The organism is Nitratireductor aquibiodomus NL21 = JCM 21793 (genome assembly GCF_000615975.1).
GTDB classification, from domain to species: domain Bacteria; phylum Pseudomonadota; class Alphaproteobacteria; order Rhizobiales; family Rhizobiaceae; genus Nitratireductor; species Nitratireductor aquibiodomus.
On sequence record NZ_BAMP01000008.1, the window covers coordinates 38516 to 65439 of the forward strand.

Below are 26924 nucleotides of genomic sequence, written 5' to 3' on the forward strand. Positions count from 1 at the left end.
CCATTTGATGACCGACCATATTCTGAACCGCGATGAAGCCCCTGCCGGCGGCATCGGCTTCTTCGAAAAATACCTCTCCATCTGGGTGGCGCTGTGCATCATCGCCGGCATCGCCCTTGGCAATCTGATGCCGGGCCTGTTCGGCTTTCTGGCCTCGCTCGAATACGCCTCGGTCAATCTGGTCGTCGCCGTGCTCATCTGGGCCATGGTTTTCCCGATGATGGTCAATGTCGACTTTGCCAGCCTCAGCCATATCGGCGACCGGCCCAAGGGCCTCGTCCTGACCCTTGCCGTCAACTGGCTCATCAAGCCCTTCACCATGGCAGCCCTAGGCGTCCTGTTCTTCGAATATGTCTTCGCGCAGTGGATCGAGCCCGCCGATGCGCAGCAATATATTGCCGGTCTCATCCTTCTGGGTGCCGCACCCTGCACGGCCATGGTTTTCGTGTGGAGCCAGCTCACCCAGGGGGATGCCACCTACACGCTCGTTCAGGTCTCGCTCAACGATGTGGTGATGATCTTCGCTTTCGCCCCCATCGTCGCGCTTCTGCTCGGCGTGACCGACATCGCCGTGCCGTGGGAGACGCTGCTTCTGGCCACAGGCCTTTACGTGGTGATCCCGCTCGTCGCCGGGTTCCTGACCCGCAAATGGCTGACCGGCCGCGCCTCGGGTGCGGAGGCGCAGAAGGCGGTTGCGGATTTCACTGCTTCGCTCAAACCCGTCTCCGTCATCGGGCTTCTGGTCACGGTGGTGCTTCTCTTCGGTTTCCAGGGGCATGTCATCGTCGAACGGCCGATCCTGATCGTGCTGATCGCGGTGCCGCTCCTGATCCAGTCCTATGGCATCTTCTTCCTGACTTATTTCGCGGCCCGCATCTGGAAGGTGCCGTTCAATGTCGCCGCACCCTGCGCCCTGATCGGCACGTCGAACTTCTTCGAGCTTGCCGTCGCCGTCGCCATCAGCCTGTTCGGCTTGAATTCCGGCGCGGCCCTTGCCACGGTGGTCGGCGTTCTGGTCGAGGTGCCGGTGATGCTGTCGCTGGTAGCCTTCGCCAACCGCACCCGAGACTGGTTTCCCACGAGCTGAGCGAGACAATCATGACCGTCACCATCTATCACAATCCGAAATGCGGCACCTCGCGCAATGTGCTGGCCATGCTCCGCGAAGCCGGTGAAGAACCGCAGGTGATCGAATATCTCAAGACCCCGCCCGGCCGCGAAAAACTGGTGTCGCTGATCGCCGCCATGGGCGTGTCGCCCCGCGCGATCCTGCGCCAGAAGGGCACGCCTTATGACGAGCTGGGCCTTGGCGAAGACAAATGGAGCGATGACGAGCTGATCGACTTCATGGTCGAGCACCCGATCCTGATGAACCGCCCCATCGTGGAGACACCGCTCGGCACGAAACTCTGCCGCCCGTCCGAGACCGTGCTGGAGCTCCTGCCGGAAGACGCGGTGAAAGCTTTCACCAAGGAAGACGGCGAAGTGGTGCGGTAGCAGGCTGCGACGTGATCGCGCGTTGACTTCAGCTCCGGGCCGGTTGAGAGTTCCGGCCCGTGAGCACGGATCGCAAGACACCGCCGCCGGCCATCCCCGCGCGGATATGGAAGATCGCCGCCCTCACCGGCGCCGGCGCGTTCATGGCGATGCTCGATTCCACGGTCGTCAATCTCGCCCTCGAAACGATACGGGAAGATCTCACCACCACGCTGCCTCTGATCCAGTGGATTGCCACTGGGTATCTGGTCGCGCTGGCAATCTCCCTTCCTGCCGCCGCCTGGCTCGGAAACCGTTTCGGCTATGGCCGCCTGTGGGCGTTCGGCCTTGCGGGGTTTACGGGAGCATCGGTGCTCTGCGCCATCGCGCCCGGGCCGTGGTCGCTGATCGCGGCCCGCTTCCTTCAGGGGCTGGCCGGTGGACTCATGGTGCCGGCGGGACAGGCGATCATCGGCGCGACCGCAGGTCCCAGGCAGCTTGGCCGAATCATGGGCGCGCTTGGGCTTGTCGTTGCACTGGGGCCGGCCATCGGCCCGGCAATTGGCGGACTCCTGCTCGATCATGCGTCATGGCGCTGGTTGTTCTGGATCAACGTTCCGGTCGGCGTTGCGGCTCTTCTTCTCGCAAAGGGCCTTGTTCCAGCCGGCGACCGGGACGAGACGCGGCGTCTCGATATTGCGGGTCTGCTTCTGCTTGGTGCCGGGCTGCCGCTCTTCCTCTATGGCGCGACCGAATTCGGTGCCGAAGGCCTCACACGCACCAACCTAGTCTGCTTCATCGCCGGCCTCGTCCTCGTCGCCGGTTTCGTTGCAAACACCACACGTGCGCGGCCACCGCTTATCGACCTTACGCTTCTTCGGCGGCCGATTTTTTCTACAGCCACGCTCACAACCAGCCTGACCGGTGCCAACATGTATGGCGGGCTCCTGCTTCTGCCGCTCTACCTTCAGGTGATCGCGGCCCGCGACACGGTGGAGACCGGATTTCTGCTTTTGGCCATGGGGCTCGGCAGCGCTCTGGCCCTGCCGGTCGGCGGCGCGCTGACTGACCGTTTCGGTGCCGGTCGGGTAACGCTCGTCGGCGCACTTGCGCTCCTCTTGAGCACCTTGCCCTTCCTTCTGCCCACGCCGCTCCCGGCCCTGTGGCTGGCACCGCTTCTCGTTGTCAGGGGCATCGGCATGGCGCTTGGCCAGATGCCGGCCATGACGGCTGCCTACGCCGCCGCGCATAAAGAGGAAATGGGCGATGCGGCAACGCTGGTGAACATCGTTCAGCGTGTCGGCGGCGCAATCGGTGCTGTCCTGATCGTCGTCCTTCTCGCCCATGCGGATGGTGCCGGGGGGTATTTCAATGCGTTCGTGACGCTCTCGATCATCTCGGCGCTCACCATGCTCCTCGCTTTGGTCATGATGCGCCTGACCGCGCGGGACCAGCACGAAGCCACTGCCGGATGAGCGTTCGAAGTGAGCGGAATTTATTTCACCACGCTGTACATTTGCCTCCGACACGCGTAGTAGGGCGCAAAAGCGTTGGCGAAATGGCCGCGCTGCGCGCCCTCCAGACCATCTGCCACAGACGATCTCACAAAGCGCGCTCATTTCCGAAAGAAGATGAATGACCGAGTTCGAAGGCATTGTGCCAGCGCTTGGCCGGGCGTTGGACAAGCGCGGCTATACCGAATTGACCCAGGTACAGAAGGCCGTTCTGGAGCTGGAACCCGCGGGCGCCGATGCGCTCGTTTCCGCGCAGACCGGTTCCGGCAAGACCGTTGCCTTCGGCATCGCGCTGGCGCCGAGCCTGCTTGATGGCGAGGAGCGTTTTGATCGTGCTGCCGCCCCGCTGGGCCTTGCTGTCGCACCGACGCGTGAACTGGCACTCCAGGTCAAGCGCGAGCTCGAATGGCTCTATGCCGAGACCGGCGCCGTGATCGCGTCCTGTGTCGGCGGCATGGACATCCGCACTGAGCGCCGCGCGCTTGAGCGCGGTGCGCATATCGTCGTCGGCACACCCGGCCGCCTGTGCGACCACATCCGCCGCAACGCGCTCGACATGTCGGACCTGCGCGCTGTCGTGCTGGACGAGGCCGATGAGATGCTCGATCTCGGCTTCCGCGAGGATCTAGAGTTCATTCTGGATGCCGCACCCGCCGAGCGCCGCACGCTGATGTTTTCGGCGACTGTCTCGCGCACCATCGCCAATCTGGCGAAGAATTATCAGCGCGATGCAGTCCGCATCACAACGGCTGCCGAGCAGAAGCAGCACGGCGATATCGAGTATCGCGCTTCCTCGCCATTCCGCAGGAGCGCGAAAACGCCATCATCAACGCGCTGCGCTACCATGAGGCGCGCAATGCGCTGGTGTTCTGCAACACGCGCGCCACCGTCAACCATCTGACCGCGCGGTTCAACAATCGCGGCTTCTCGGTCGTAGCCCTCTCGGGCGAGCTCAGCCAGAGCGAGCGCACCCATGCGCTTCAGGCCATGCGCGACGGGCGCGCCCGTGTCTGTGTCGCGACCGATGTTGCAGCCCGCGGCATCGACCTGCCCAATCTTGAACTCGTGGTTCACGCGGATCTGCCAACCAACGCCGAAACGCTTCTGCACCGCTCTGGCCGCACCGGGCGGGCAGGGCGCAAGGGTGTCAGCGCGCTCATCGTCGCGCCCAATGGTCGCCGCCGGGCCGAGCGCCTTCTGCGCGATGCCAAGGTGCGGCTTGAGTGGACCAGCCCGCCTTCCGCCGACGAGGTTCTTCAGCGTGATGACGAACGCCTGATGGCCGACCCGCATCTCGAAGATCCCATTCAGGAAAACGAGGCAGACTTCGTCAAAGCGCTTCTTGAGAAGCACGGGGCCGAGCAGATCGCGGCGGCCTTTGTCAGGCTTCACCGCGCAAAGCTCTCCGCGCCGGAGGATGTCACGGAAGTGACCATCCAGGACGGTGGCGGCATGCGCGAGGAACGCGCGCCGCGCCGTGAGGAATTCGACGAGAGCGTCTGGTTCTCCCTGTCGGTTGGCCGCAAGCAGAATGCCGAGCCGCGCTGGCTCATCCCGCTTCTGTGCCGTGCCGGCGATATCACCAAGCGCGAGATCGGCGCTATCAAAATGCAGCAGGACGAGACCTTCGTTCAGCTCGATGCCGCCTGTGTCGACCGCTTCCTTGCGGCCATCGGCCCGCAGGCCGTTCTAGAGCGCAGCATCCGGGTCGTGCAATTGGACGGAGCGCCTGAATTCGCAGCGCGCGGCAGCGGGCCGAAACCCTTCGCCGGCAAGCGCAGGCCGGCCGGCAAGCCGCATCGCAAGGGCGGCGAATGGCGCGACGATGCCAAGCCCTGGGCGAAGAAAGACGGCAAACCCGGCAAGCCGAAATTCGCCAAGCCCGCAGGCGGCAAGAAGAAGCCCGCCCGCAGGCCCAAGGACTAGTCGTTTCTGGGAGCTTGTCGCTCTCCCTTCGCATGCCCAAATCAGCCATCTGAATCCGGTTGAATATGGGCATGAGGGACTGCGATGAGTGGACTTGAGGGCAAGATTGTCGTGGTTACGGGTGCTGGTCGCGGGCTAGGTGCGGCCTTTGCCACGAGCCTCGCCATGGCCGGGTGCCGCTTAATCCTTTGCGGGAGACGCATGGGTGATCTCGAGACGGTTGGTCGCGCCGTGACCCGGCTGTCCGGGCATCACCCCGACCTCGTAACCCTCGACCTGGCGGACGCACCGAGCGTGCGGGATGCCGTAAAGCAGATTGAAGCGCGCCTGTCTCATGTCGACATCCTGATCAACAACGCGGCCATGTGGCTTGAAAGCAGCACGGAGCCTTATGAGGATAAGGCCGTGCTACAGGTGATCAACTCTGCCATAGCCGGAACTTTCCTGTTCACCCAGGGCCTACGTTCCCTGATGGAAGCATCCGAAGCACCGGACGTTGTGACCATCGGTTCCATAAGCGGCCTCCCGAATGCGGCATTGCAGTCGGTCTCCGTGCCGTTCTACGCCGCCAAGCACGGTCAGACAGCGCTGGCCGAAGGCCTCCGGCAGACCTTCGCGGGCACGGACTTTCGCTCGATCCTCGTCAATCCCCCCTATCTCGATGATGTCCAGCCAGACCACCCCGACTGGAAGGCCGCCGGTCAAAGGCAGAAAGGGCAGAGGGGGACTGGCCGCGATGTGATTGAAGCCGTGATTTTTGCGCTCACCAGACCCAGGCATGTCTCCCTGACCATCGACATCGATGCCGACGAGGGCGGCCTGCACCCGCGCTGACCATTCGAATGGGCGAAGGGCTGTGCGCACGTGTTGCGCTGCAGCATCATCCGGGTTAAACACCGCGCATCCGCTTAGGACCCGGTGAAACTCCGGGTGGCTCTGCCGGCCGCTGATCCGCCGGCGCAACCTCGATCGTTTCTGTCTTTCCCGGCCGCAGAAGCCTGTCGGCGGTTGGGAGGTCATGTCTCCTGAAGGTTCCATGTTCTCGCTTTCCCATTACCGTGACGAATGGTTCGGCAATATTCGCGCCGATCTCCTTTCCGGCCTCGTGGTCGCGCTTGCGCTCATCCCCGAAGCCATCGCCTTTTCCATCATTGCCGGTGTCGATCCCAAGGTCGGGCTCTACGCCTCCTTCTCCATCGCGGTCATCACGGCCATCGCCGGTGGCCGGCCGGGCATGATCTCGGCGGCGACAGCCGCCACCGCCGTGCTCATGGTCACACTGGTGAAGGAGCATGGGCTGCAATATCTGCTCGCCGCCACGGTGCTGGCCGGCCTGTTGCAGATCGGGGCAGGCCTCCTGAAGCTCGGCCATTTGATGCGTTTCGTATCGCGCTCGGTCATGACAGGCTTCGTTAACGCTCTGGCGATCCTGATCTTCATGGCGCAGCTGCCCGAGCTGATCGGTGTGCCGAACCTCACCTATGTGATGGTCGCCGCAGGCCTTGCCATCATCTATCTGTTTCCGCGTCTGACCAAGGCGATTCCGTCGCCGCTCATCTGCATCATCGTGCTCACCACGGTGTCCATCGCCTTCGGCCTCGATGTGCGCACGGTGGGCGACATGGGCGAGCTTCCCTCCACCTTCCCGGTCTTCCTCATTCCGGACATTCCGCTCAATCTGGAAACGCTCCAGATCATCCTGCCCTATTCGGCGGCGGTGGCAGCGGTTGGCCTTCTGGAATCGCTCATGACCGCCTCGCTGGTGGACGAGCTCACCGACACGCAGAGCAACAAGAACCAGGAATGCATCGGCCAGGGCCTTGCCAACACGGCAACTGGCTTTATCGGCGGCATGGCCGGCTGCGCCATGATCGGCCAGTCGATGATCAATGTGAAATCCGGCGGTCGCGGGCGTCTTTCCTGCTTTGTCGCCGGTGTCTTTCTTCTGTTCATGATCGTGCTTCTGGGCGACTGGGTGCGGCAGATCCCGATGCCCGCACTTGTCGCCATCATGATCATGGTCTCGATCGGCACCTTCTCATGGTCGTCGATCAAGAACCTGCGCGAGCATCCGCTGTCGTCCTCCGTGGTCATGCTGGCCACGGTCGTCTGTGTGGTGGCAACCCACAATCTCGCCATCGGCGTGCTGGTTGGCGTGCTTCTCTCCGGCATCTTTTTCGCGGGCAAGATCGCTCAGATCTTCCGCGTCACCTCCACCCTGTCGGACGATGGGCGCGAGCGCACCTACCGCGTGGAGGGACAGCTCTTTTTCGCCTCGGTTGAAGACTTCAACGCTGCCTTCGACTTCAAGGAAGGGCTGGACAAGGTCACCATCGATGTTTCGCGCGCGCATATCTGGGACATTTCCAGTGTTGGCGCACTGGACATGATCGTGCTCAAATTCCGCCGCGACGGTGCCGAGGTGGAAATCATCGGCATGAACGAGGCCAGCGAAACGATCGTCGACAAGCTTGGCATTCACGACAAGCCGGGCGCACTTGAAAAGCTGATGGGCCACTAGATCGCCGTGCGTCCTTTCGGACGCACAAGGGACGATCTAGTTTTTTAATTGAGCATCGGTATCGCCGAAAACCGGATTCAACTTTTCGGCCCGATGCTACAGGGGAAATAGATGTCAAAGATCACCGCATTCATCGACGGCTCCATCTATTCGCAGAGCGTCTGCGAACACGCAGCATGGATCGCCGGCAGGCTTGAAGCATCCGTGGAGCTTCTCCACGTCCTTGGTCGCCGTGAGACGGGCAGCGCCCCGTCCGATCTCTCCGGCAACATCGCGCTTGGCGCGCGGTCATCGCTCCTTAAGGAGCTTTCCGAGCTTGACGAGCAACGCGCGCGCCTTGCCATGAAGCGCGGCCGTGCCATCCTCGAAGATGGCGAGGCTGCCGTGCGTGCCGCCGGTATCGAAAAGGTCTCTGGCCGCATTCGCCATGGCGATGTGGTGGAGACGGTGGCCGAAGTGGAGGAAGATTCCGATCTTCTGGTGATCGGCAAGCGCGGCGAGGCGGCGGATTTTGCAAAACTGCATCTCGGCTCAAATCTTGAGCGTGTGGTGCGGTCGAGCCACCGCCCGGTCTTCGTCGCCAACCGCGCTTTCAAGCCGATCGACAAGGTGCTTGTCGCCTATGACGGGGGCGCAAGCAGCATGAAGGCGGTGGATGCCATGGCGCGCTCGCCGCTCTTTGCCGGCCTCGCCGTCAAGCTTCTCACGGTTGGAAGCGACACCAGCGAGGCGCGCAACCGGCTTGCCGATGCAGAAGCCGTGTTGCGGGGCGGTGGCATCGAAGCGACAAGCGAAGTGCTGCCCGGTCAGCCTGAAACGGTCATCTCCGAGCGTGTCGAGAGCGAGAATTTCGGTCTGCTCGTCATGGGCGCCTATGGCCACTCGCGCATTCGCAGCCTGATCATCGGCTCGACCACCGAGACGATGCTGCGCTCCTGCAAGATACCGGTCATGCTCTTCCGCTAATCTTTCATGCTGGCATGACAGCTCTTTCCAGCCCCGCATTCGCCATGCCATGAATGGCAAAATCGCATTGCAAGGAAAGAGCGCGAGCCATGGCCGAAACCTTCGTCATCGCCCAGGGCGGCGGTCCCACCGCCGTCATCAACCAGACCGTTGCCGGTGCTGCGCTGGAAGCCATGAAACTCTATCCCGGATGTCGGGTGCTCGGTGCGCTGCATGGCGTGCGGGGCATTCGCGATGGCCGCTTCGTCACCCTGTCCGATCTCTCCGAGACCGAGTTGCTGCGCATCGCCGCCACGCCGAGTGCGGCGCTCGGCTCCACCCGCGACAAGCCCGACGCGGCCTATTGCGAAGAGATTATGAAAGGTCTCAAGGACGTCGGCGCGGATGCCTTCATCAACATTGGTGGCAACGACACCTCCGGCACGCAGGCAATCCTGCGCGATGCTTCTGGCGGTGGCATGACCTTCATGCACGCGCCAAAGACCATCGACAACGACCTGATGGAAAACGACCACACACCGGGCTTCATCTCGGCGGGTGAAATGGTGGCCGGCGCTTTCCTGAGCGTCGATCTCGATTTCCGCGCTCTGCCCGGCGTCTATGTGGGCATCGTCATGGGCCGCCATGCGGGCTTTCTCACGGCCGCCGCTGCCGCCTGGGCGCTCGATGAAGAAAGCGGCCCGCACCTCGTCTATGTGCCCGAGCGCGCCTTCGAGCGTGGTCGCTTCATCGAGGATGTGAAGGCGACGGTCGCCCGCCACGGGCGCTGTGTCGTGGCCATGTCGGAGGGCGTGGCCGATGCCGACGGTCGCTCGCTCGTTGAAACGCTGGTGCCAGCCGAGATGCAGGAGCGTGATGCCCACGGCAATCTCAAGCTCTCCGGTAGCGATCTTGGCCAAGCCATCGAGCGCATTCTGGCCGAAGATCTCGCCGGCCAGCGCGCCCGCGTCGACACGTTCGGTTATCTGCCGCGCGGCAACATCGCCACCACCAGCGAGATCGACGCGCGCGAGGCGTTCGATGCCGGTGCCTTCGCGATCCGTTCGGTGGAAAAAGGCGACGGATCCGTCGCGCTTCAGTTCGATGGCGAAAAGACGGTGTGCCGTCTGGTCGATCTCGACGCCGTAGCCGGCAAGACCCGCCACATGCCCGAGACCTATCTCAGGCCGGATGAAAACCGTCTGTCAGACGAGGGCCTCGCCTATCTCCACCGCCTCCTGCCGCGCCGCTACGATCCGGCGACGCCTTTTGTATGAAGCCTGCCGGCGTGTGACTAGCTGTTGCGCATCGTGTAGCGCAGGAGCACGATCCCGTCGTTGAAAGTGCGGCATTCGGCGAGTTCCAGCATGGTGGCGGTCCCTTCAGGGAAGAGCCGCTTGCCACGGCCGAGCACGGTCGGATAGACCATCAACCGGAATTCGTCGATCAGCCCGTGCGGCATCAGCGTATGCGCCACCGAGCCGCTGCCGAAGATCAGGATGTCGCCTCCCGGGGTTTCCTTGAGCGCGCGCACCGCTTCCACCAGATCGCCGCGGAGCAGCGACGTGTTGTTCCATTGCGGGTCTTCGATCGTCGTTGATGCGAGATATTTCGGCAGCGCGTTCATCCGGCGCGCATAACCCGCCTCGTCATCGACCTGGGCCAGACAGCAGCAAAACCGTCATAGGTTTTTCGGCCATAGATCATGGCGTCGCAGCCCATCAGTTCCTCATGCTTGAAGCGTCTCCGTCCGGGCCACGGCTGAACGGCCCGGTCCAGTCTCCAAGGCCGGAACCTTCCATGCCGACGGGGTCTTCGATAACCCCGTCGAGCGACATGTACTGTGTGACAATGATCTTTCTGGACATGGATATCTCCCAGGGCGGCCTGCCGCCGACTTGCGTGAAACTGAACATCAGCGGGAACGCTGTGTCTGCAAGACGAACGTACGGGGTGATATCCGACACGGTGCAGCGGAGTACGCGCATCGTGGTGCAAACGAGATGATTTAAAACACCATGCGGGCCATCCCGGACCTCCAGGCTGAAGTCCGGAAGGCGCAATCTGTGCTAGCGCTTACGCACGAATTCCGTGCGCAGCACAAGACCCTTGATGCCTTCGTGACGGCAATCGATCTCTTCCCTGTTGTCCGTCAGGCGGATCGTCTTGATCACCGTGCCCCGCTTCAGCGTCTGGCCGGCGCCCTTCACTTTCAGGTCCTTGATCAGCGTTACGGAATCGCCATCCGCCAGCGGATTGCCTTCAGCGTCGACGACCGCGCCGCGCTGCGCCTCAAGCGCTTTCATTTCCGAGGCTGGCATCCATTCGCCGGTTACCTCGTCATACACATACTCGTCATCACTGTCGGTCATATCGCGCCTTCTTTGCTCCGGGCAAAGAGCCCGCCGCTTTCTCAAACAGGTGTCATGGTTGCTCGGACTATTTCCGAACGAACGTGCCGTCGTTCAACTGGTCGAAATACTCCACACGAACGTCTTGCGCCAGCGCGCCATCAACGGAGAACTGGACCGACGAGATCGAGCCCGACATGGCGTTCTCGTTCAGCGGATAGAAGACAAACTCATCGCCCGACCAGTGTTGCAGCGGGAAGCTGCTCGATGTGCCTTCAACCTTCATCACGAGCCCGCCGTCCGCTTCTTCGACAACGAGGTTGCCGAAATAATCATTGGCGAAAGTGCCGGTGTAGCTGGCAAGCGTGCGTGCGGGCTTCGCGTCTGCGGGCGCTTCCTTTCCGGCATATTCGCCTACCGGCGCCAGCATCGGCGCAAAGGCGACGGGATACATGGCCAGCCAGTCGCGCTGGATTTCACCGTATTGCACAAGATCCATGAAGCTCATGGAGATACCTTCGGCGAGGCCGATCGGTTGCGCATTGGTCAGGACAACAATGCCGATATCAGCCGACGGGATCATGATGAAGTTGGTGGCTGCTCCCAGGGCGAACGCGCCCGAGTGGCTGATCATCACGCGGCCCGCAGGCGAGACGCCTACGCCAAAGCCGTATCCGTAGAAGCTGGCGCGAGCGGCGGGTGTTTCGGGCCTGCCGGACACCGACTGTGGGCTGAGTGCCGGCAGGAGCGCAGCAGCATCGACGATCCGGCGCCCATCGTATTCACCGTTGCCAAGCAGCATACGGAGCCAGGTCGCCATGTCGTTCACGCTGGCGCTCACCCCGCCGGCGGGCGATTGTGCGTCGGGATCGCGCTGGTAGAGCACCTCCCAGTGATTACCATTGCGCATGTGGCCGAAAGCGCGGTTATCCCGCGCCAGAAAGTCACTCAGCCGCGAGGATGTACTGTTCATGCCGAGCGGCCTGTAGATTGCGTCTTCGCTGAGCGTGGCCCAGTCCTTGCCGGCAACGCTCGCCACTGCCTCGGCGGCGGCCGTAAGGCCAAAATTCGTATAAGCATACTTGAGCCGGAACGCGCCAAGCTTCAGGTATCGGAGCTGCTCCAGAATCACCTTTTGCGGGTAGCCCAGATCCTCAAGATCGTCGCCCGCGTGGTCGGGCAGGCCCGATCGATGCGCATAAAGGTCGCCAATGGTCAGGAGCGCCGTGCTTTGGGGATTGGAAAGTTTGAACCAGGGCAGGATGTCGGTCATCGGCGTGTCCCAGCCAACTGTGCCTTGACTGACTTGCTGGGCAACCACGGTCGCACCCACCGGTTTGGAAAGCGAGGCGAGCTGGAATGCCGTGTCGGTGTCGACCACTGCTTCCTCGCCGGCCTTGCGCACGCCATAGCCTCTGGCAAACAGAACTTCGTCCTTGCGAACCACCGCGACCGCCAGACCCGGAACGCCATGTTCCTTCATGGACTTCTCGATAATGCCGTCGAGCGCTTCAACGGCTTTGCCGATCTGCCCCTCCGGAATGGCTACCCCTGCAGTCTGTGCGGGTGGCGGCAGGTCATTGGCCAGAGCGGCTGCCGTTGCGGCAGTCAGAGCCAGCGCGGCAGCGGCTGCAAGAATGCGGGGCGCCATGTTTAAACCTCCAGTATAAACCGATTGCACCGACCGTTCTGAAAGGAAGTCTTTAACGAAAGTAAAACGCCAGCTCAGCAGAAGAGATGCCGCTCCCTGTCCACCAGTTCGCCTATGAACGCTGACGTCACCTGAATGCGGCGCGTCGGGCGCATGGATTCGTGATAGACCGTCCAGTAGCTGCGACGGATCGGTTCGACCCAGTCGAGTGCGATCAGCTCTTCATCCCCGCGCGCGATGAAGGTGTGCAATATGCCGATGCCGGCACCGGAGCGCACCGCTTCCACTTGGCCCATGGCTGAGGAAACGGCAAAGTCGGCAGTCCAGTTTTCCGAGATTTCAGCGGCGTAGTCGAGCGTCGGGCTGAACACGAGATCAGGCACATAGCCAACAAGCCGATGACGGCCAAGGTCGGCAGCGCGCTTCGGAAGATCGTGCTTCCTGGCATAGGCACGGGAAGCATAGAGCCCGAGCGTGTAATCCACCAGCTTGGCGGCCACAAGCCGACCTTCCGTCGGGCGGTCCACCGTCACGGCGATGTCGGCCTCGCGGCGCGATAGCGAGAGCGAACGGGGAACCGGCACAAGCTGTACGGAAAGTCCCGGGTGCCGCTCGGTCAGGGCGCCGAGCCGCGAAGCGAGGAAAGCCACGCCGAAACCGTCCGGCGCGCCGATCCGCACCGTGCCGGTCACATCCTCGCTTTCGCCGGCGATTTCGGCCCGCGCGGCGATCATGTCGGCTTCCATGCGCTCGGCGGTTGCCAGCAACTGCTCGCCCGCGGCCGTGAGTTCGGTTCCGGTCGTCAACCGGTGAAAGAGCTTTGCCCCTATGGACTCCTCCAGTGCAGCCACCCGGCGTGAGACCGTCGCATGGTTGAGCCCGAGCCGCTTCGCCGCGCCAAGAATCTGCCCGGCCCGCGCGACGGCCAGAAAAACGCGCACATCGTCCCAATTCAACCGGCTCTCCCATGCTCGATATTTTTCGCACGCGACATTTTATTTCGACTTTATTTTTTGCACAACGGTTGCTGTGCGTGTCACGTTGCAAATCCGGGAGGGAGTGGAGAGAATGACGCCAACTTCAAAATCAGGGAGAAGTCTTATGGAGGATTTCGGTCACTTCATCGGCGGCAGGCATGTTGCCGGAACGAGCGGGCGCAGCCAGGACGTCATGCAGCCCATGGATGGCACGGTGCGCTGCAAGGTTGCCCTTGCCAGCGCCGCCGAAGTGCGTGCTGCGGTCGAGAATGCGAAGGCCGCACAGCCCGGATGGGCGAAGACCAATCCACAGCGCCGCGTGCGCGTGCTCATGAAGTTTCTTGAACTCGTGCACCGCGACTATGACGAGCTTGCCGAGCTTCTCGCCCGCGAACACGGCAAGACCATTCCGGATGCCAAGGGCGATATTCAGCGCGGGCTCGAAGTGGTCGAGGTGTGCATCGGTGCGCCGCACATGATGAAGGGCGAATACACCGAGGGCGCGGGCCCGGGCATCGACGTCTATTCCATGCGCCAGCCGCTCGGCGTGGTGGCGGGCATCACGCCCTTCAACTTCCCGGCCATGATTCCGCTCTGGAAGATCGCGCCAGCCATCGCCTGCGGCAACACCTATGTGCTGAAGCCTTCCGAGCGCGATCCGGGCGTGCCGATGCGCATTGCCGAACTCTTCCTTGAGGCGGGTTTGCCCGAGGGGGTTCTCAATGTCGTCAACGGCGACAAGGAAGCGGTTGACGCCATCCTCGACGATCCGGACATCAAGGCTGTCGGCTTCGTGGGCTCCACGCCGATCGCGCAATACATCTACAGCCGCGCCACCGCCAATGGAAAGCGCGCGCAGTGCTTCGGCGGTGCAAAGAACCATCTCATCATCATGCCGGATGCCGACATGGATCAGACGGTCGATGCGCTGATCGGTGCTGGTTACGGCTCCGCCGGCGAGCGGTGCATGGCCGTTTCGGTGGCCGTACCCGTGGGCCAGGAGACGGCCGACAGGCTGGTTGAGAAGCTCATCCCGCGTGTCGAGAGCCTCAAGGTCGGCCCCTCGACCGATGCTTCGGCCGATTTCGGGCCCCTCGTCACCCAGCAGGCGCTGGAGCGCGTGAAGGGCTATGTCGACCTTGGCGTGAAGGAAGGCGCGAAACTTGTCGTCGATGGCCGCGATTTCAAAATGCAGGGCTATGAGAACGGCTACTATATGGGCGGCTGTCTGTTCGACAACGTCACGAAAGACATGCGCATCTACAAGGAAGAAATCTTCGGCCCGGTGCTCTCGGTTGTGCGTGCCAACACCTATGAGGAAGCCCTGGCGCTGCCCAATGATCATGAATTCGGCAATGGCGTTGCCATCTTCACCCGTGACGGTGACGCGGCGCGTGATTTCGCTGCCCGCGTGGATGTCGGCATGGTGGGTGTGAATGTCCCCATTCCAGTGCCGATCGCGTATTATACTTTCGGAGGGTGGAAGGCGTCCGCTTTCGGCGATCTGAACCAGCACGGACCGGATGCATTCCGCTTCTACACCAAGACCAAGACGGTCACCTCACGCTGGCCTTCAGGTGTGAAGGATGGTGCGGAATTCGTCATTCCGACAATGAATTAGGCGGATTTCCGCCTGTTTTCTCCAGTGTTTCGCCAGGCCCGCATCGACACCCGATGCGGGCTTTTTGCTTTTCGGTCTCCGTAGCGCTGTTTTGTTCTTTTTTGTCTAAAACTTGCAATATTGGTGCGTCTTTACCGTAAATTCCGAGGGAATCTGCGCGATGCGCTCAAATTTTTCCTGTCAATGCAATGACATTGCACTGGTCCAGTGCTAGCTTCCCGCGTCAACAAGAGCCGGAGAAACCGGCCTTCGGTCTGGAGCCGGTCGTGGGAAGTTTGCCGTTGCAATCGGGCGTCATTCCTCTACGACTATCAAGGGGAAAGAATAAGAAATGCGCCTGAATGGCGACATTTCAGGGGAGTTGCATATAACATGGAATATTTCGTCCAGCAGCTTATCAACGGGCTGACGCTGGGTTCCATCTATGGGCTGATCGCCATTGGCTACACCATGGTCTATGGCATCATCGGAATGATCAATTTCGCGCATGGCGACGTCTTCATGATCGGTGCGTTCATCGCTCTGGCGATGTTCCTCATCCTGACGACCGTGCTCGGCTTTGCATTTCTGCCCGTGGTGTTGCTCATCGTGCTCATCGTGGCCATGATCTTCACGTCCGCCTGGGGGTGGACGGTCGAGCGGCTCGCTTACCGCCCCCTGCGTGGGTCCTTCCGCCTCGCTCCGTTGATCACCGCAATCGGCATGTCGATCGTTCTGCAGAACTTCGTGCAGATCACGCAGGGCGCACGCGTCAAGCCGCTGCCGCCGCAGATCCAGGGTGGCATAACGCTGATGGAAGGCAGTGCGACCGGCATTTCGGTTCAGCTTTCCTACATGCAGATCATCATCATTCTGACGACCATCGCGCTGATGGCGGGATTCACGCTGCTGATCACCCGCACGCCGCTCGGTCGCGCACAGCGCGCCTGCGAACAGGACCGAAAGATGGCGGCGCTGCTCGGCATCAATGTCGACCGCACCATTTCGCTGACCTTCGTCATGGGGGCCGCGCTGGCCGCCGTGGCCGGCCTGATGTTTGTGCTGCTCTATGGCGTGATCGACTTCTACATCGGCTTCCTGGCCGGGGTTAAGGCGTTCACCGCGGCCGTTCTGGGTGGTATCGGCTCCCTCCCCGGCGCCATGCTGGGTGGTCTTCTGATCGGCCTTATCGAGGTGTTCTGGTCGGGTTATTTCTCGGTCGAATACAAAGACGTCGCGGCGTTCTCGATCCTGGCAATCGTGTTGATCTTCCTGCCGTCCGGCCTTCTGGGGCAGCCTGAAGTGGAGAAGGTCTGATGGCGACGAACGGTTCTAACAGGGCGGTCGCTGCGCCGCAGAACGATCCCAATTCCTTTGCCGCTTCGGTCAAGGATGCCGCCACTGCCGGCTTTCTGGTCGCCGTTCTCGGCTTCTTCTTCATCGGCATCCGCACGGACATCGCGCCCGGCGGACTTGATCTCAAGATGCGCTGGGGCGCATGGATCGTCTCGATCCTCGTCGTCTTTGTGGGCCGGCTCCTCCTCAATCTCTTCGTGCTCAAGACCGACAGCCCAATCACACGGAAGATTGCCGGCGCGATGCCGAGCGGCTCGCGCTTTGCCGGAACGGGCAAATGGCTCATGCGGGCGCTCTTTGCCTTTGCGCTCGTGCTGCCCTTCTTCTTCACCACCTTCTTTCCCGGCAAGGACCGCCAGTTCATCGACCTGGCCATCCTGATCATGACCTACATCATGCTCGGCTGGGGCCTGAACATTGTGGTGGGGCTCGCAGGCCTGCTCGATCTGGGATACGTCGCCTTCTATGCGGTTGGCGCCTATTCCTTCGCGCTGCTCGCGCAGTATCTCGATATGGGTTTCTGGTTCGCGCTGCCGCTGGCGGGCATTCTCGCAGCGTGCTGGGGCATCGTGCTTGGCTTCCCGGTGCTGCGCCTGCGTGGTGACTATCTGGCGATCGTCACGCTCGCCTTCGGTGAGATCATTCGCGTCGTTCTCCTGAACTGGTACGAGTTCACCAATGGGCCGGACGGCATCTCGGGCATTCCCAAGCCCACATTCTTCGGTCTGGAACTGAAACGTGGCGAAGGCGGTTTTGCCGATTTCTTCGGCATTGCTTATGACCCGATCCAGCGCTTCATCTTCCTCTACTACATCATCTTCATTCTGGCGCTGATCACCAATTTCGTGACCATGCGTCTGCGCCGCCTGCCCATCGGGCGTGCCTGGGAGGCGCTGCGTGAGGATGAAATCGCGTGCCGTTCGCTCGGCATCAACACACGCAACACCAAGCTGACGGCCTTCTCCATCGGCGCCATGTTCGGCGGCTTTGCAGGCTCCTTCTTTGCCACGCGGCAGGGCTTCATCTCGCCGGAGAGCTTCACCTTCCTGGAATCGGCGATCATTCTCGCCATCGTGGTTCTGGGCGGTCTCGGCTCGCAGGTGGGCGTGGTGATCGCGTCGATCGTGATGATCGGCGGCATCGAGATGCTGCGCAATCTCGGCTTCCTCCAGCAGGTCTTCGGCTCAGGCTTCGATCCGGTGCAGTACCGCATGCTGATCTTCGGCCTCGCCATGGTGCTCATCATGGTGTGGAAGCCGCGCGGCCTGATTTCGACCCGCGAACCTTCCGTGGTTCTGAAGGAAAAGAAACGTATCGGCGCCGATATGGTGGCTCAGGGTGAGGGACACTGATGGACGCGGCAACGACCATGAAAAACTCTGATCAGTCGACGCCCGGCTGGGATCGCGATCCGGTCCTGAGCGTCGAGCATCTGACCATGCGCTTCGGCGGCCTCGTGGCCGTCGGAGACCTCTCCTTCAATGTCGGCCGGGGCGACATCACCGCCCTGATCGGCCCCAACGGTGCGGGTAAGACCACGGTCTTCAACTGCGTTACCGGCTTCTACAAACCCACCGAGGGGCGCATCGTGATGCGCCACGGGCCGGGCCGGCAGCAGGATGATGTGGAAACGCTGACCGATAGCGGCCAGCGCTGGAAGACCACCGGAAACGGTGCGGTCTATCTTCTCGAGCGCATGCCGGATCACGAGATCTCGCACAAGGCCAAGGTGGCGCGCACCTTCCAGAACATCCGCCTGTTCGGCGGTATGACGGTTCTGGAAAACCTGCTTGTCGCCCAGCACAACCCGCTGATGGTTGCTTCCGGCTTCTCGATCGGGGGGATTCTGGGCCTTCCGAGCTACAAGAAGGCGCAAAAGGAGGCTGTCGACAGGGCTGTCTACTGGCTGGAGCGCACGCATCTCATCGATCGCGCCGACGATCCGGCGGCCGATCTGCCCTATGGAGCGCAGCGTCGTCTGGAGATCGCGCGCGCCATGTGCACGAAGCCGCAGCTTCTGTGCCTCGATGAGCCGGCCGCCGGCCTCAACCCGCGCGAATCCGCCGAGCTCAACGAGTTGCTGAAATATATCCGCGACGAGCACGATGTGTCGGTGCTGCTGATCGAGCATGACATGGGCGTAGTGATGGAAATCTCCGACCATGTGATCGTGCTCGATTACGGTGTGAAGATCTCCGACGGGCCGGCGGATTTCGTCAAGAACGATCCCAAGGTCATCGCCGCCTATCTGGGTGTCGACGACGAGGCCGAGATCGATATGCCCGAAGTGCGCGAGGACATCGAAAAGGTTGCAGGCGACGGGCCCGCAAAGAAAAAGCCGACTGCTAGATCAAAGGCGGCCCCCGCCGCGAAGAAGACGGCAGCAAAGGCAAAACCCTCGTCAAAGGCCTCGACTGCGAAGACATCGACAGCCAGATCCACGGCAACAAAGGCGTCCTCTGCAAAGGCTTCGAGCGCTGCATCCACCGCAGCGAAGCCGAAAACTGCCGCCAGGACCGCTGCGAAGCCGAAACCCGCTCCAGCCGCCAGCGAGGTGAAGATCGCCAATGCCGGGGATTATCCCGGCAGCCAGCCGCACGGCACCAAAAAGCCGCGCGCGGGCGGTGCCAACAACCTCACCCGCGTCAAGGGGATCGGCCCCGCCAGCGAAAAGAAGCTGAATGCGCTCGGCGTCTGGCATTTCGACCAGATCGCGGCGTGGAAAAAGGCCGAGGTTCAATGGGTCGGTTCCTATCTCGCCTTCCCCGGTCGCATCGAGCGTGAAGAGTGGGTCAAGCAGGCCAGAGTTCTCGCCAAGGGCGGCGAAACCGAGTTCTCCAAACGCGTTGACAAGGGCGAGGTGGCCAGCAGCGTGCCCGGCAAGCGGGGCGCACAGCCCAAAAAGAAGACCACCGGTAAGGGAGGCAAGGCATGAGCGCTCAGAACGAACCCTTGCTCTCGGTGCGCGGCGTCGAGACCTATTACGGCAACATCGTCGCCCTGCGTGGTGTCGATATGGATGTCCATCGCGGCGAAATCGTTACCATGATCGGCGCCAATGGTGCCGGCAAGTCGACGCTGATGATGACCATCTGCGGCGATCCCCGCGCCCGCAACGGCCAGATCGTCTATGACGGCATCGACATTACCATGATGCCGACGCACGACATTGTCAGCCTCGGCATCGCCCAGTCGCCGGAAGGGCGCCGCATCTTCCCGCGCATGACGGTGATGGAGAACCTGCAGATGGGCGCAGCTCTCGTCGATCCGAAGTATTTCGACGAGGACATCGCCAAGGTCTTCAAGCTGTTCCCGCGCCTCAAGGAACGCATCAGCCAGCGCGGCGGCACGCTGTCGGGTGGTGAGCAGCAGATGCTTGCCATCGCGCGAGCGCTGATGAGCCGGCCCAAGCTTCTGCTACTGGACGAACCGTCGCTCGGCCTTGCACCGCTGATCGTGAAGCAGATCTTCGATGCCATCCGCGAATTGAACGAGAAGGAGGGGCTGACGGTCTTCCTGGTCGAGCAGAATGCCTTCCACGCGCTGAAGCTTGCTCATCGCGGCTATGTCATGGTCAACGGCAATGTGACCATGAGCGGCACCGGCGCGGAGCTTCTCAAGAAGGAAGAAGTGCGCGCGGCGTATCTCGAAGGCGGGAGGCACTGATGGAACACGCAAATGGACCGATCTGGGAAGTCACTTTCTGGGAGTTCTTCTTCGTCACAATCCTTCTTGCAGGCGGTGCCGCCTACCTTACGGGCCGCGCCATGGCGCGCACCTGGCAGGCCGATGCTCAGCTTGCCTTCTACATCGTGCTTCTGGCGGCAGCGACGCGCTTCATCCATTTCGCGCTGTTCAGCGGCACGCTGCTCTCGCTTCACTACTACATCGTCGACCTGATCGTGTTGCTGATTATCGCTTTTGTCGGCAAGCGTATTACGCGCGCCGGGCAGATGGCGACACAGTATAGCTTCCAGTATCGGCGCAGTGGACCACTGGGCTGGCAACGTTCAGGCTGAACGGATTCATGATTAACCGGTATGAAGCCTTTATTTCTTGTTTGAATTGGGGTTTCATGCCGATTAAGCGGGCCGCTGCGGTCCGCAAAGGCCAAACCGGAAAGCCAAACACCATTTCCGGAGAGCCAAGGGAACTTCTGGTGTTTTAAAGGGAGAAGTCATGAAAAAGGCACTTATGGCTGGCGCAGCACTCAGCCTGATGATGACCGGTTCCGCATGGGCGGACATCACGATTGCAGTTGCTGGCCCCATGACGGGTCAATATGCTTCCTTCGGTGAGCAGATGAAAGCCGGTGCCGAGCAGGCCGTGGCTGACATCAACGAGGCCGGTGGCGTCAACGGCGAAATGCTGAAGCTGGAAGTGGGCGATGACGCCTGCGATCCCAAGCAGCTGTCGCTGTTGCCAACCAGTTCGCAGGCTCCGGCGTTTCCTTCGTTGCAGGTCACTTCTGCTCGGGTTCGTCCATCCCGGCCTCGTCGGTCTATGCAGAGGAAGGCATCATCCAGATCTCGCCGGCTTCTACGAACCCGGCTTTCACCGACAACCGCCCCGGCCCCGGCGTCTATCGCGTCTGCGGCCGTGACGATCAGCAGGGCGATGTCGCCGGCAAGTTCCTCGTCGAGAATTTCGGCGACAAGAAAGTGGCCTTCGTTCACGACAAGACCGCTTATGGCAAGGGCCTTGCCGATGCGACGATGGCTGCCTACGAAGCTGCCGGGGGCACCCCGGCTCTCTACGAAGCCTACACCGCCGGTGAAAAGGACTACACCGCGCTCGTCTCCAAGCTGAAGCAGGAAGGTATTGGCGTTCTCTATGTCGGCGGCTACCACACGGAAGCCGGCCTCATGGCGCGTCAGATGCGCGAGCAGGGCATGGACACGGTGCTTGTCTCGGGTGACGCCCTCGTCACCGACGAGTATTGGGCCATCACCGGCGATGCCGGCGAGGGCACGCTGATGACCTTCTCGCCCGATCCGCGCAAGAACGAGATCGCAAAGCCAGTCGTCGACAAGCTGCTCGCTGCCGGCAAGACGGCTGAAGGCTACGCACTCTACACCTATGCCGCCATCCAGGCTTGGAAGGATGCCGTCGAGGCAGCCGGTTCCACCGATTACGATCCGGTCGTTACCGCACTCAATGACGGCAATTTCTCGACCGTTCTTGGCGACCTGTCCTTCGACGACAAGGGCGACGTGACGCTGCCCGGCTATGTCTTCTACGAGTGGAAAGACGGCAAATACGATTACCTCGAGCAGTAAGCCACTGCTCGGTGTGAGGTCTGCGGCCCGGCAGCGATGCCGGGCCGTTTTCTTTTGGCGAAGCGCATGTCACAGACGTTTATGCCCCTTCACCCACGCCCTCGTGATCCTTGGACCTGATCCAAGGGTCCATGCCAAAACATCAGCATAAACCGCAACTTCTGAAGAACACCCGTCTCTGTTGTGCCTGCCTCCTGACACCTGCCGGCCGGCATGAATCCTGTGGTCAAGCCATCAGACAACAAAGCAGGGCTTTGCATCGAGCTGCGCAGGCGCGTCAACCAGTAGAGCAAAGGGGGAGCGCGGCATTCCCCCTCGCGAACTCAGCGGAGGAGCAATCAGCCCACGAAGGCGCGTTCGACGACGAAATCCGCCGGCTCAGCGTTGGAACCTTCCTCGAGACCCGCTTTCTCGACCAGCGCCTTCACATCCTTGAGCATGGCCATGGAGCCGCAGATCATGACACGGTCGTTCTCGCGGTCGAAGGGCTCGGTGCCGAGCGCCTTGAACAACTCGCCATTCTCGATCAGCGTCGTGATGCGCCCCATGACGGACGAGGTCTCGCGCGTGGTTGAGGTGAAATGGGTCAGGCGTCCCTGGACCAGCTCACCAATCAGCGGATCGTCTTTAAGAGCGGTCACCAGTTCCTTGCCGTATTCAAGCTCGGCCACGTCGCGGCAGGTGTGGGTGAGGATGATGTTGTCGAACTTCTCATAGGTCTCCGGATCGCGGATCAGGCTCGCGAAGGGCGCGATGCCCGTGCCGGTGGAGATCATGTAGAGGTTTTTCGCCGGCGTCAGCGCATCATTGACCAGCGTGCCCGTGGACTTCTGGCGCATGAGCACCGTGTCACCGGGCTGGATCTTCTGCAAGTGCTGGGTCAGCGGGCCATCCGGCACCTTGATGGAGAAAAACTCCACTTCCTCGTCCCAGGCAGGGCTGGCGATGGAATAGGCGCGAAACACCGGCTTTTCCGCATTGGGCAGGCCGATCATCACGAACTCGCCGGAGCGAAAACGGAAGCTTTGCGGCCGCGTGATGCGGAAGGCAAAGAGATTGTCCGTGTAATGTTTCACCGATGTCACGCGCTCGGCAAAGCAGCCGGCGGGAATCGGGAATTCAGGGGTCTTTTCGGCGTCGTTCTCGCGGAGCGCAGCGCTGTCCATGAATACTATCCTCGTTCGGTCGGAAGTCTCTATGCCTGTTTCCGGTCCGGATGCAAACCCAAATCGCGGTATCAATGGCTGCTCTTGCCTGTCAAATTTATTAGTATACAAATGAATTTGACGCAAGTTTCGTACGTTCGACACCTATTTCAATTCGTCGGGTCAACAAAGGTTTCACATTCCGGATTTCACCCATGAATGAGAAAAAAGGCATCAATTCGGGTTCTGTCGTCGTCGGCATCGATGTGGGCGGCACCTTCACCGACCTGATCCTGATCGATTCCCGCGAAGGATCTGATATGGGTCCGCGAGTGCGGGTCGCCAAGACCCCAACCACCATCGAAAACCAGGCTTTTGGCGTGGTCAACGCGATACGCGAGACCGGGGTTCCGGCCTCCGAAATCGGCCTGATCGTGCATGGCACCACCACCACGACCAATGCGGTTCTGGAGCGGCAGCTTGCCAGAACCGGCATGATCACCACCGCCGGCTTCCGCGACATCATCGAGCTTGGCCGCCGCACACGGCCACAGGCCTATGGCATGACGGGGACCTTCACTCCGGTGGTGCCGCGCAATCTGCGGCTCGAAGTGGATGAGCGCATGGACGCCGCCGGAAACGTGCTCACCCCGCTCGATGAGGATGGCGTGCGCGCGGCGGTAAAGGCGCTGCTCGATCAGCGTTGCGTTTCACTGGTGATCCATTTTCTCCATGCCTATGCCAACCCGGCGCACGAAAAGCGCGCTGCCGAAATCGCCGCCGAACTCTGGCCCAACAATTACATCACCACTGGACATGCGCTGCTTTCCGAAGCGCGCGAGTTCGAGCGCGGCGTAACGGCTGCGGTCAACGCCTCGGTGCAGCCGATCCTGGAGCGCTACATCGCCCGGCTTTCGAACGAGTTGCAAGGCCTCGGCTATGCGCGCGACTTTCTGGTGATGAACGGAAATGGCGGCATGATCTCCGCTGCCCACGTGGCCCGTGAGGCCGCCAAGACGGTGATGTCCGGCCCGGCCTCGGGCGTGATGGCCGCCGCCTTTACCGCGCGGCGGGCGGGCGTCGACAATCTCATCACCTACGATATGGGCGGCACCTCCACCGATGTGGCGCTTGTGCGCGGGGCGCGGCCTGCGGTCTCCAACGAGATCGAGGTGGAGTATGCGATGCCGATCCACGTGCCCATGGTGGACGTGCACACTGTGGGTGCCGGCGGCGGATCGATTGCACGCGTCAACGATGCGGGGCTTCTGGAAGTGGGGCCCCAGAGCGCGGGCGCAAAGCCCGGCCCGATCTGCTATGGCCGCGGCGGCATGGAGCCGACCATCTCCGATGCCAATCTCCTGCTTGGCAGATTGAACTCGAAAAAACTTCTCTCCGTCGACAATCCGGTTTCCGTTTCCGATGTGGAGGCGATCTTTGCAAAAAGGCTTGGAAGCCGTCTCGGACTTTCCGGCGTGGAAGCGGCGGGTGCTGTGCTGCAGATCGCCAACATCAAGATGGCGGGCGCTATCCGCATGGTTTCGCTCGGCAAGGGGCACGACCCGCGCGATTTTGCGCTCTTCGCCTTTGGCGGCGCGGGACCGCTGCACGCGGCGGCCCTTGCCCGCGAGTTGGGCATTCCACGCGTGATGGTGCCGGCGCGCCCCGGCATCACCAACGCGCTCGGCTGCGTGGTCGCGGACCTCAGGCACGATTTCGTGCGCACGGTGAACCGCCCTGTGGCGAGCCTCGATGTAGCACTCGTCAAAAGCGTGCTTGAAGAGCAGCGCGCCGAGGGCGAGGCGCTGATCGCGGAAGAGACGGTGCAGCCGGAGCGCATTGAATGTGTGCACACGGCGGACATGCAGTTTGTCGGCCAGACGCATCTCATCAATGTGCCACTGCCCGGCCCCGAGGTTGATCGCGATACGCTGCAGGCGCTCTTCGAGGAGGCCTATTACAATCGCTTCAAGGTGCGGCTGCCGGAGATCCGCGCCAATCTCGTCAATCTCAACACGTCCGTGATCGGCGTGCGCGCGGATATCGACCTTGCCAGCCTGATCGACCCGGCAGGACGTGTGGCAACGCTGGCCGAGGCGCTGAACGAGCGGCGGCAGGTCTGGTTTGTTGGGGAATGGCACGACACGCCGGTCTATGCCCGCGAAAAACTGCCGCTCGATGCGGTGATCGAGGGGCCGGCGATCCTCGAACAGCTCGACACGACAACGGTGATCGAGCCCGGCGACCGGGCGGCATCCGATGCGGATGGGAACATCATCATCACGGTGGGAGCGGGCCGATGAACAACACCTCTTCTCTCGACGCCATCACGCTTTCCGTTATTCAGGCGGCACTTCAGCAGGTGTGCGACGAGATGGACCTGACCTTCTCGCGCGCCGCCTTCTCGCCCGTCATTGCGGAAGCCAACGACCGTTCGGACGGCATCTACGCCGCCGAGGATGGCGCGCTGATTGCGCAGGGCTCGGCCGGTCTGCCGGTCTTCGTCGGCGTGATGCAGTATTCCACGCACACGCTCATCGAGCGCATCGCCAGCGGCGAGACGGCAGCGCCCGAACCCGGCGACATCTACATCGTCAACGACCCGTATCTCGCGGCACACATCTCATGGATGTGCGCTTCGCCATGCCAGTCTGGCGTGATGGGAAAATCTTCTGCTGGCTCTCCAACACCGGCCACTGGCCGGACATTGGTGGTGCGGTTCCGGGCGGCTTTTCCGCCTCCGCCACGGCGGTGGAGCAGGAAGGGCTGCGCCTGCCGCCGGTGAAGCTTTTCAAGAAGGGCGAACTGGATCCTGAAATCTACGCCATCATCTGCTCCAACATCCGCGTTGCGGATCAGCGTATCGGCGATATTCGGGCGCAGGGCGCGGCTTTGGAAGTGGGTGCGGAGCGGCTGGCGCAGGTGCTCGACCGCTATGGCGACGAGACGGTGCGGCAGGCCATCGCCGAACTTCGAACCCGCGCGGCGACACAGATGCGCGCGCTGATCGCGCCGATCCCCGATGGGGTTTACCGCGGCGAGGCTTTCGTGGATTCCGATGGCGTGGTGGACGAACCGCTGACCATTGCGCTCGCCATCGAAAAGAAGGGCGACACGCTGACCTTCGATTTCGAAGGATCGAGCCCGCCCTGCATTGGGCCGATGAACAGCGTGCTCGCGACAACGCTTTCCTCCGTCTATCTGGCGATGCGCCACATCTTCCCCGAAGTGCCGCTCAGCGCGGGGGCATTCGAGCCGCTGATCATAAAGCGGCCGGAGGGCACGTTTCTCGACGCGAGCTATCCGCGCCCCGTTTCAGGCTGCGCGGCGGAGGTGTCGCAGCGCATTGCGGAAGCCGTGTTCGCGGCGATGGTGAAGGCGCTGCCGGAAAAGGTCACCGCGGCCCCTGCCGGTTCCAGCGGCAATTTTGCGCTTGGCGGGCACGACCCGGCGCGCGGCCGCGATTTCGTGATGTACCAGATCTCCGGTGGCGGATATGGCGGCAATGTCGACCATGACGGGCTGACCAATGGCTGCTCCACCATTGGCATCTCGAAATCGCCTCCGGTGGAGGTGATGGAGCAGGCCTTTCCCGTGCTCTATCGGCGCTATGCGCTGCGCGAAGGCTCCGGCGGGGCCGGCGAGCACCGCGGCGGGTTCGGCCTTTCCTATGAGGTGGAGCTTCTGCGCGGCGACGCCCGCGCCTCCTTCGTGATGGATCACGGCCGGACAGGCCCGCAAGGCGTGCTGGGCGGCAGAGACGGCAGGGTGAACGAAGTGACGGTGAGGCGCGATGGAAAAGCGCATGTGCCGCCTCATCTTTCCAAGGAACAGGATATTCCGCTGAAAGCCGGTGACCGCGTTTGTGTCGGCACGCCGGGCGGCGGCGGCTATGGCGATCCGCTGAAGCGCGCGCCGGAAAAGGTGCTGCGGGATGTGGCGCTCGGATATTATACGGCAGACGAAGCCGAAGCGCTGTTTGGCGTGGTGCTCAGCGCGAATGGTCAGGCTGTGGACGAAGTGGCAACGCTGGCGAAGCGCGGCGGTTGAGAGGGTCGAGCCAGGCGCCCTCGCCCTTCGACAAGCTCAGGATGAGGCTGTTGAGCCGCCGGCGCAAAGCACAAGGCAGCGAGCCAACAATTGCCCTCTCAGTAACCCTCATCCTGAGCTTGTCGCAGGGCGA

Annotated in this window: 20 protein-coding genes, 3 pseudogenes and 1 other annotated feature; of the genes and pseudogenes, 17 read left to right on the top strand and 6 right to left on the bottom strand. The window is 62.0% G+C overall.

The genetic code is table 11. From position 1 onward, the window contains the following. The first annotated feature begins 7 nt into the window (after positions 1–7). The 8 genes and pseudogenes from arsB to JCM21793_RS04020 all read left to right on the top strand — a co-directional run bounded on the left by arsB (position 8) and on the right by JCM21793_RS04020 (position 9659). On the top strand, positions 8–1087 hold the full coding sequence (gene arsB, locus JCM21793_RS03985; RefSeq protein ID WP_025029528.1) for an ACR3 family arsenite efflux transporter: 1080 nt from the start codon (positions 8–10) through the stop codon (positions 1085–1087). Between the two features lie 11 nt (positions 1088–1098). After that, on the top strand, positions 1099–1497 hold the full coding sequence (gene arsC, locus JCM21793_RS03990; RefSeq protein ID WP_025029529.1) for an arsenate reductase (glutaredoxin): 399 nt from the start codon (positions 1099–1101) through the stop codon (positions 1495–1497). A 59-nt stretch (positions 1498–1556) separates the two neighbouring features. After that, positions 1557–2951 (top strand): DHA2 family efflux MFS transporter permease subunit, encoded by a 1395-nt coding sequence (locus JCM21793_RS03995; protein WP_025029530.1) that lies wholly within the window; start codon positions 1557–1559, stop codon positions 2949–2951. Between the two features lie 160 nt (positions 2952–3111). Further along, a pseudogene (locus JCM21793_RS24025) lies at positions 3112–4916 on the top strand (DEAD/DEAH box helicase). An 84-nt stretch (positions 4917–5000) separates the two neighbouring features. Then, entirely contained in the window at positions 5001–5750 is a 750-nt protein-coding gene (locus JCM21793_RS04005; protein ID WP_025029531.1) for an SDR family oxidoreductase, read from the top strand. Positions 5751–5824: 74 nt separating this feature from the next. Continuing rightward, positions 5825–5880 (top strand) — a sequence feature (sul1 is cis-regulatory element that is thought to sense ions involved in sulfur or methionine metabolism; They are found in Alphaproteobacteria). 72 nt (positions 5881–5952) lie between these two features. Further along, entirely contained in the window at positions 5953–7437 is a 1485-nt protein-coding gene (locus JCM21793_RS04010; protein WP_025029532.1) for a SulP family inorganic anion transporter, read from the top strand. Positions 7438–7548: 111 nt separating this feature from the next. Then, the gene (locus JCM21793_RS04015; RefSeq protein WP_025029533.1) at positions 7549–8403 is read left to right on the top strand and encodes a universal stress protein; all 855 of its coding nucleotides are present in this window, start codon (positions 7549–7551) and stop codon (positions 8401–8403) included. An 89-nt stretch (positions 8404–8492) separates the two neighbouring features. Then, on the top strand, positions 8493–9659 hold the full coding sequence (locus JCM21793_RS04020) for a diphosphate--fructose-6-phosphate 1-phosphotransferase (protein WP_025029534.1): 1167 nt from the start codon (positions 8493–8495) through the stop codon (positions 9657–9659). A 17-nt stretch (positions 9660–9676) separates the two neighbouring features. Here JCM21793_RS04020 and JCM21793_RS29670 read toward each other — a convergent pair whose 3' ends face one another. The 5 genes from JCM21793_RS29670 to JCM21793_RS04040 form a co-directional block, all read right to left on the bottom strand. Next, positions 9677–10009, bottom strand: coding sequence for a dihydrofolate reductase family protein (locus tag JCM21793_RS29670; RefSeq protein WP_007010800.1), 333 nt, complete (start codon positions 10007–10009; stop codon positions 9677–9679). A gap of 94 nt (positions 10010–10103) precedes the next feature. Next, positions 10104–10250 (bottom strand): hypothetical protein, encoded by a 147-nt coding sequence (locus JCM21793_RS29675; protein WP_202901395.1) that lies wholly within the window; start codon positions 10248–10250, stop codon positions 10104–10106. A gap of 201 nt (positions 10251–10451) precedes the next feature. After that, positions 10452–10754, bottom strand: coding sequence for an alkylphosphonate utilization protein (locus tag JCM21793_RS04030; RefSeq protein WP_025029535.1), 303 nt, complete (start codon positions 10752–10754; stop codon positions 10452–10454). 67 nt (positions 10755–10821) lie between these two features. Continuing rightward, positions 10822–12384, bottom strand: a complete 1563-nt coding sequence (locus JCM21793_RS04035) for a serine hydrolase (protein WP_025029536.1) — start codon at positions 12382–12384, stop codon at positions 10822–10824. A gap of 74 nt (positions 12385–12458) precedes the next feature. Continuing rightward, positions 12459–13340 carry a LysR family transcriptional regulator gene (locus JCM21793_RS04040; protein ID WP_025029537.1) on the bottom strand — a complete coding sequence of 294 codons (882 nt, stop codon included), beginning with the start codon at positions 13338–13340 and terminating at the stop codon, positions 12459–12461. A 145-nt stretch (positions 13341–13485) separates the two neighbouring features. Here JCM21793_RS04040 and JCM21793_RS04045 point away from each other — a divergent pair, with 145 nt between their 5' ends. From JCM21793_RS04045 to JCM21793_RS24040, 7 genes and pseudogenes are all read left to right on the top strand, one after another. Beyond that, entirely contained in the window at positions 13486–14982 is a 1497-nt protein-coding gene (locus JCM21793_RS04045; protein ID WP_025029538.1) for a CoA-acylating methylmalonate-semialdehyde dehydrogenase, read from the top strand. A 372-nt stretch (positions 14983–15354) separates the two neighbouring features. Then, positions 15355–16278 (top strand): ABC transporter permease subunit, encoded by a 924-nt coding sequence (locus JCM21793_RS04050; protein ID WP_025029539.1) that lies wholly within the window; start codon positions 15355–15357, stop codon positions 16276–16278. Further along, positions 16278–17669 (top strand): high-affinity branched-chain amino acid ABC transporter permease LivM, encoded by a 1392-nt coding sequence (livM, locus tag JCM21793_RS04055; RefSeq protein ID WP_007010287.1) that lies wholly within the window; start codon positions 16278–16280, stop codon positions 17667–17669. The genes JCM21793_RS04050 and livM overlap by 1 nt, the downstream gene beginning before the upstream one ends. Continuing rightward, positions 17669–19252 (top strand): ATP-binding cassette domain-containing protein, encoded by a 1584-nt coding sequence (locus JCM21793_RS04060; protein ID WP_025029540.1) that lies wholly within the window; start codon positions 17669–17671, stop codon positions 19250–19252. Before livM ends, JCM21793_RS04060 begins: the two co-directional genes overlap by 1 nt. Then, on the top strand, positions 19249–19983 hold the full coding sequence (locus tag JCM21793_RS04065; protein ID WP_025029541.1) for an ABC transporter ATP-binding protein: 735 nt from the start codon (positions 19249–19251) through the stop codon (positions 19981–19983). The genes JCM21793_RS04060 and JCM21793_RS04065 overlap by 4 nt, the downstream gene beginning before the upstream one ends. Continuing rightward, positions 19983–20336, top strand: coding sequence for a DUF6867 family protein (locus JCM21793_RS04070; RefSeq protein WP_007010284.1), 354 nt, complete (start codon positions 19983–19985; stop codon positions 20334–20336). The genes JCM21793_RS04065 and JCM21793_RS04070 overlap by 1 nt, the downstream gene beginning before the upstream one ends. Positions 20337–20496: 160 nt before the next feature. Further along, a pseudogene (locus JCM21793_RS24040) lies at positions 20497–21596 on the top strand (branched-chain amino acid ABC transporter substrate-binding protein). Between the two features lie 338 nt (positions 21597–21934). Here the strand turns inward: JCM21793_RS24040 and JCM21793_RS04080 are convergent. After that, on the bottom strand, positions 21935–22762 hold the full coding sequence (locus tag JCM21793_RS04080) for a ferredoxin--NADP reductase (protein ID WP_025029542.1): 828 nt from the start codon (positions 22760–22762) through the stop codon (positions 21935–21937). Positions 22763–22956: 194 nt separating this feature from the next. Between JCM21793_RS04080 and JCM21793_RS04085 the strand changes: the two genes are divergently transcribed. Together JCM21793_RS04085 and JCM21793_RS24045 are read left to right on the top strand one after the other, a co-directional pair. Next, positions 22957–25044, top strand: a complete 2088-nt coding sequence (locus tag JCM21793_RS04085) for a hydantoinase/oxoprolinase family protein (RefSeq protein WP_025029543.1) — start codon at positions 22957–22959, stop codon at positions 25042–25044. Continuing rightward, positions 25041–26791 (top strand): annotated as a pseudogene (locus JCM21793_RS24045) (hydantoinase B/oxoprolinase family protein). Before JCM21793_RS04085 ends, JCM21793_RS24045 begins: the two are co-directional and overlap by 4 nt. The last annotated feature ends 133 nt before the right edge of the window (positions 26792–26924 follow it).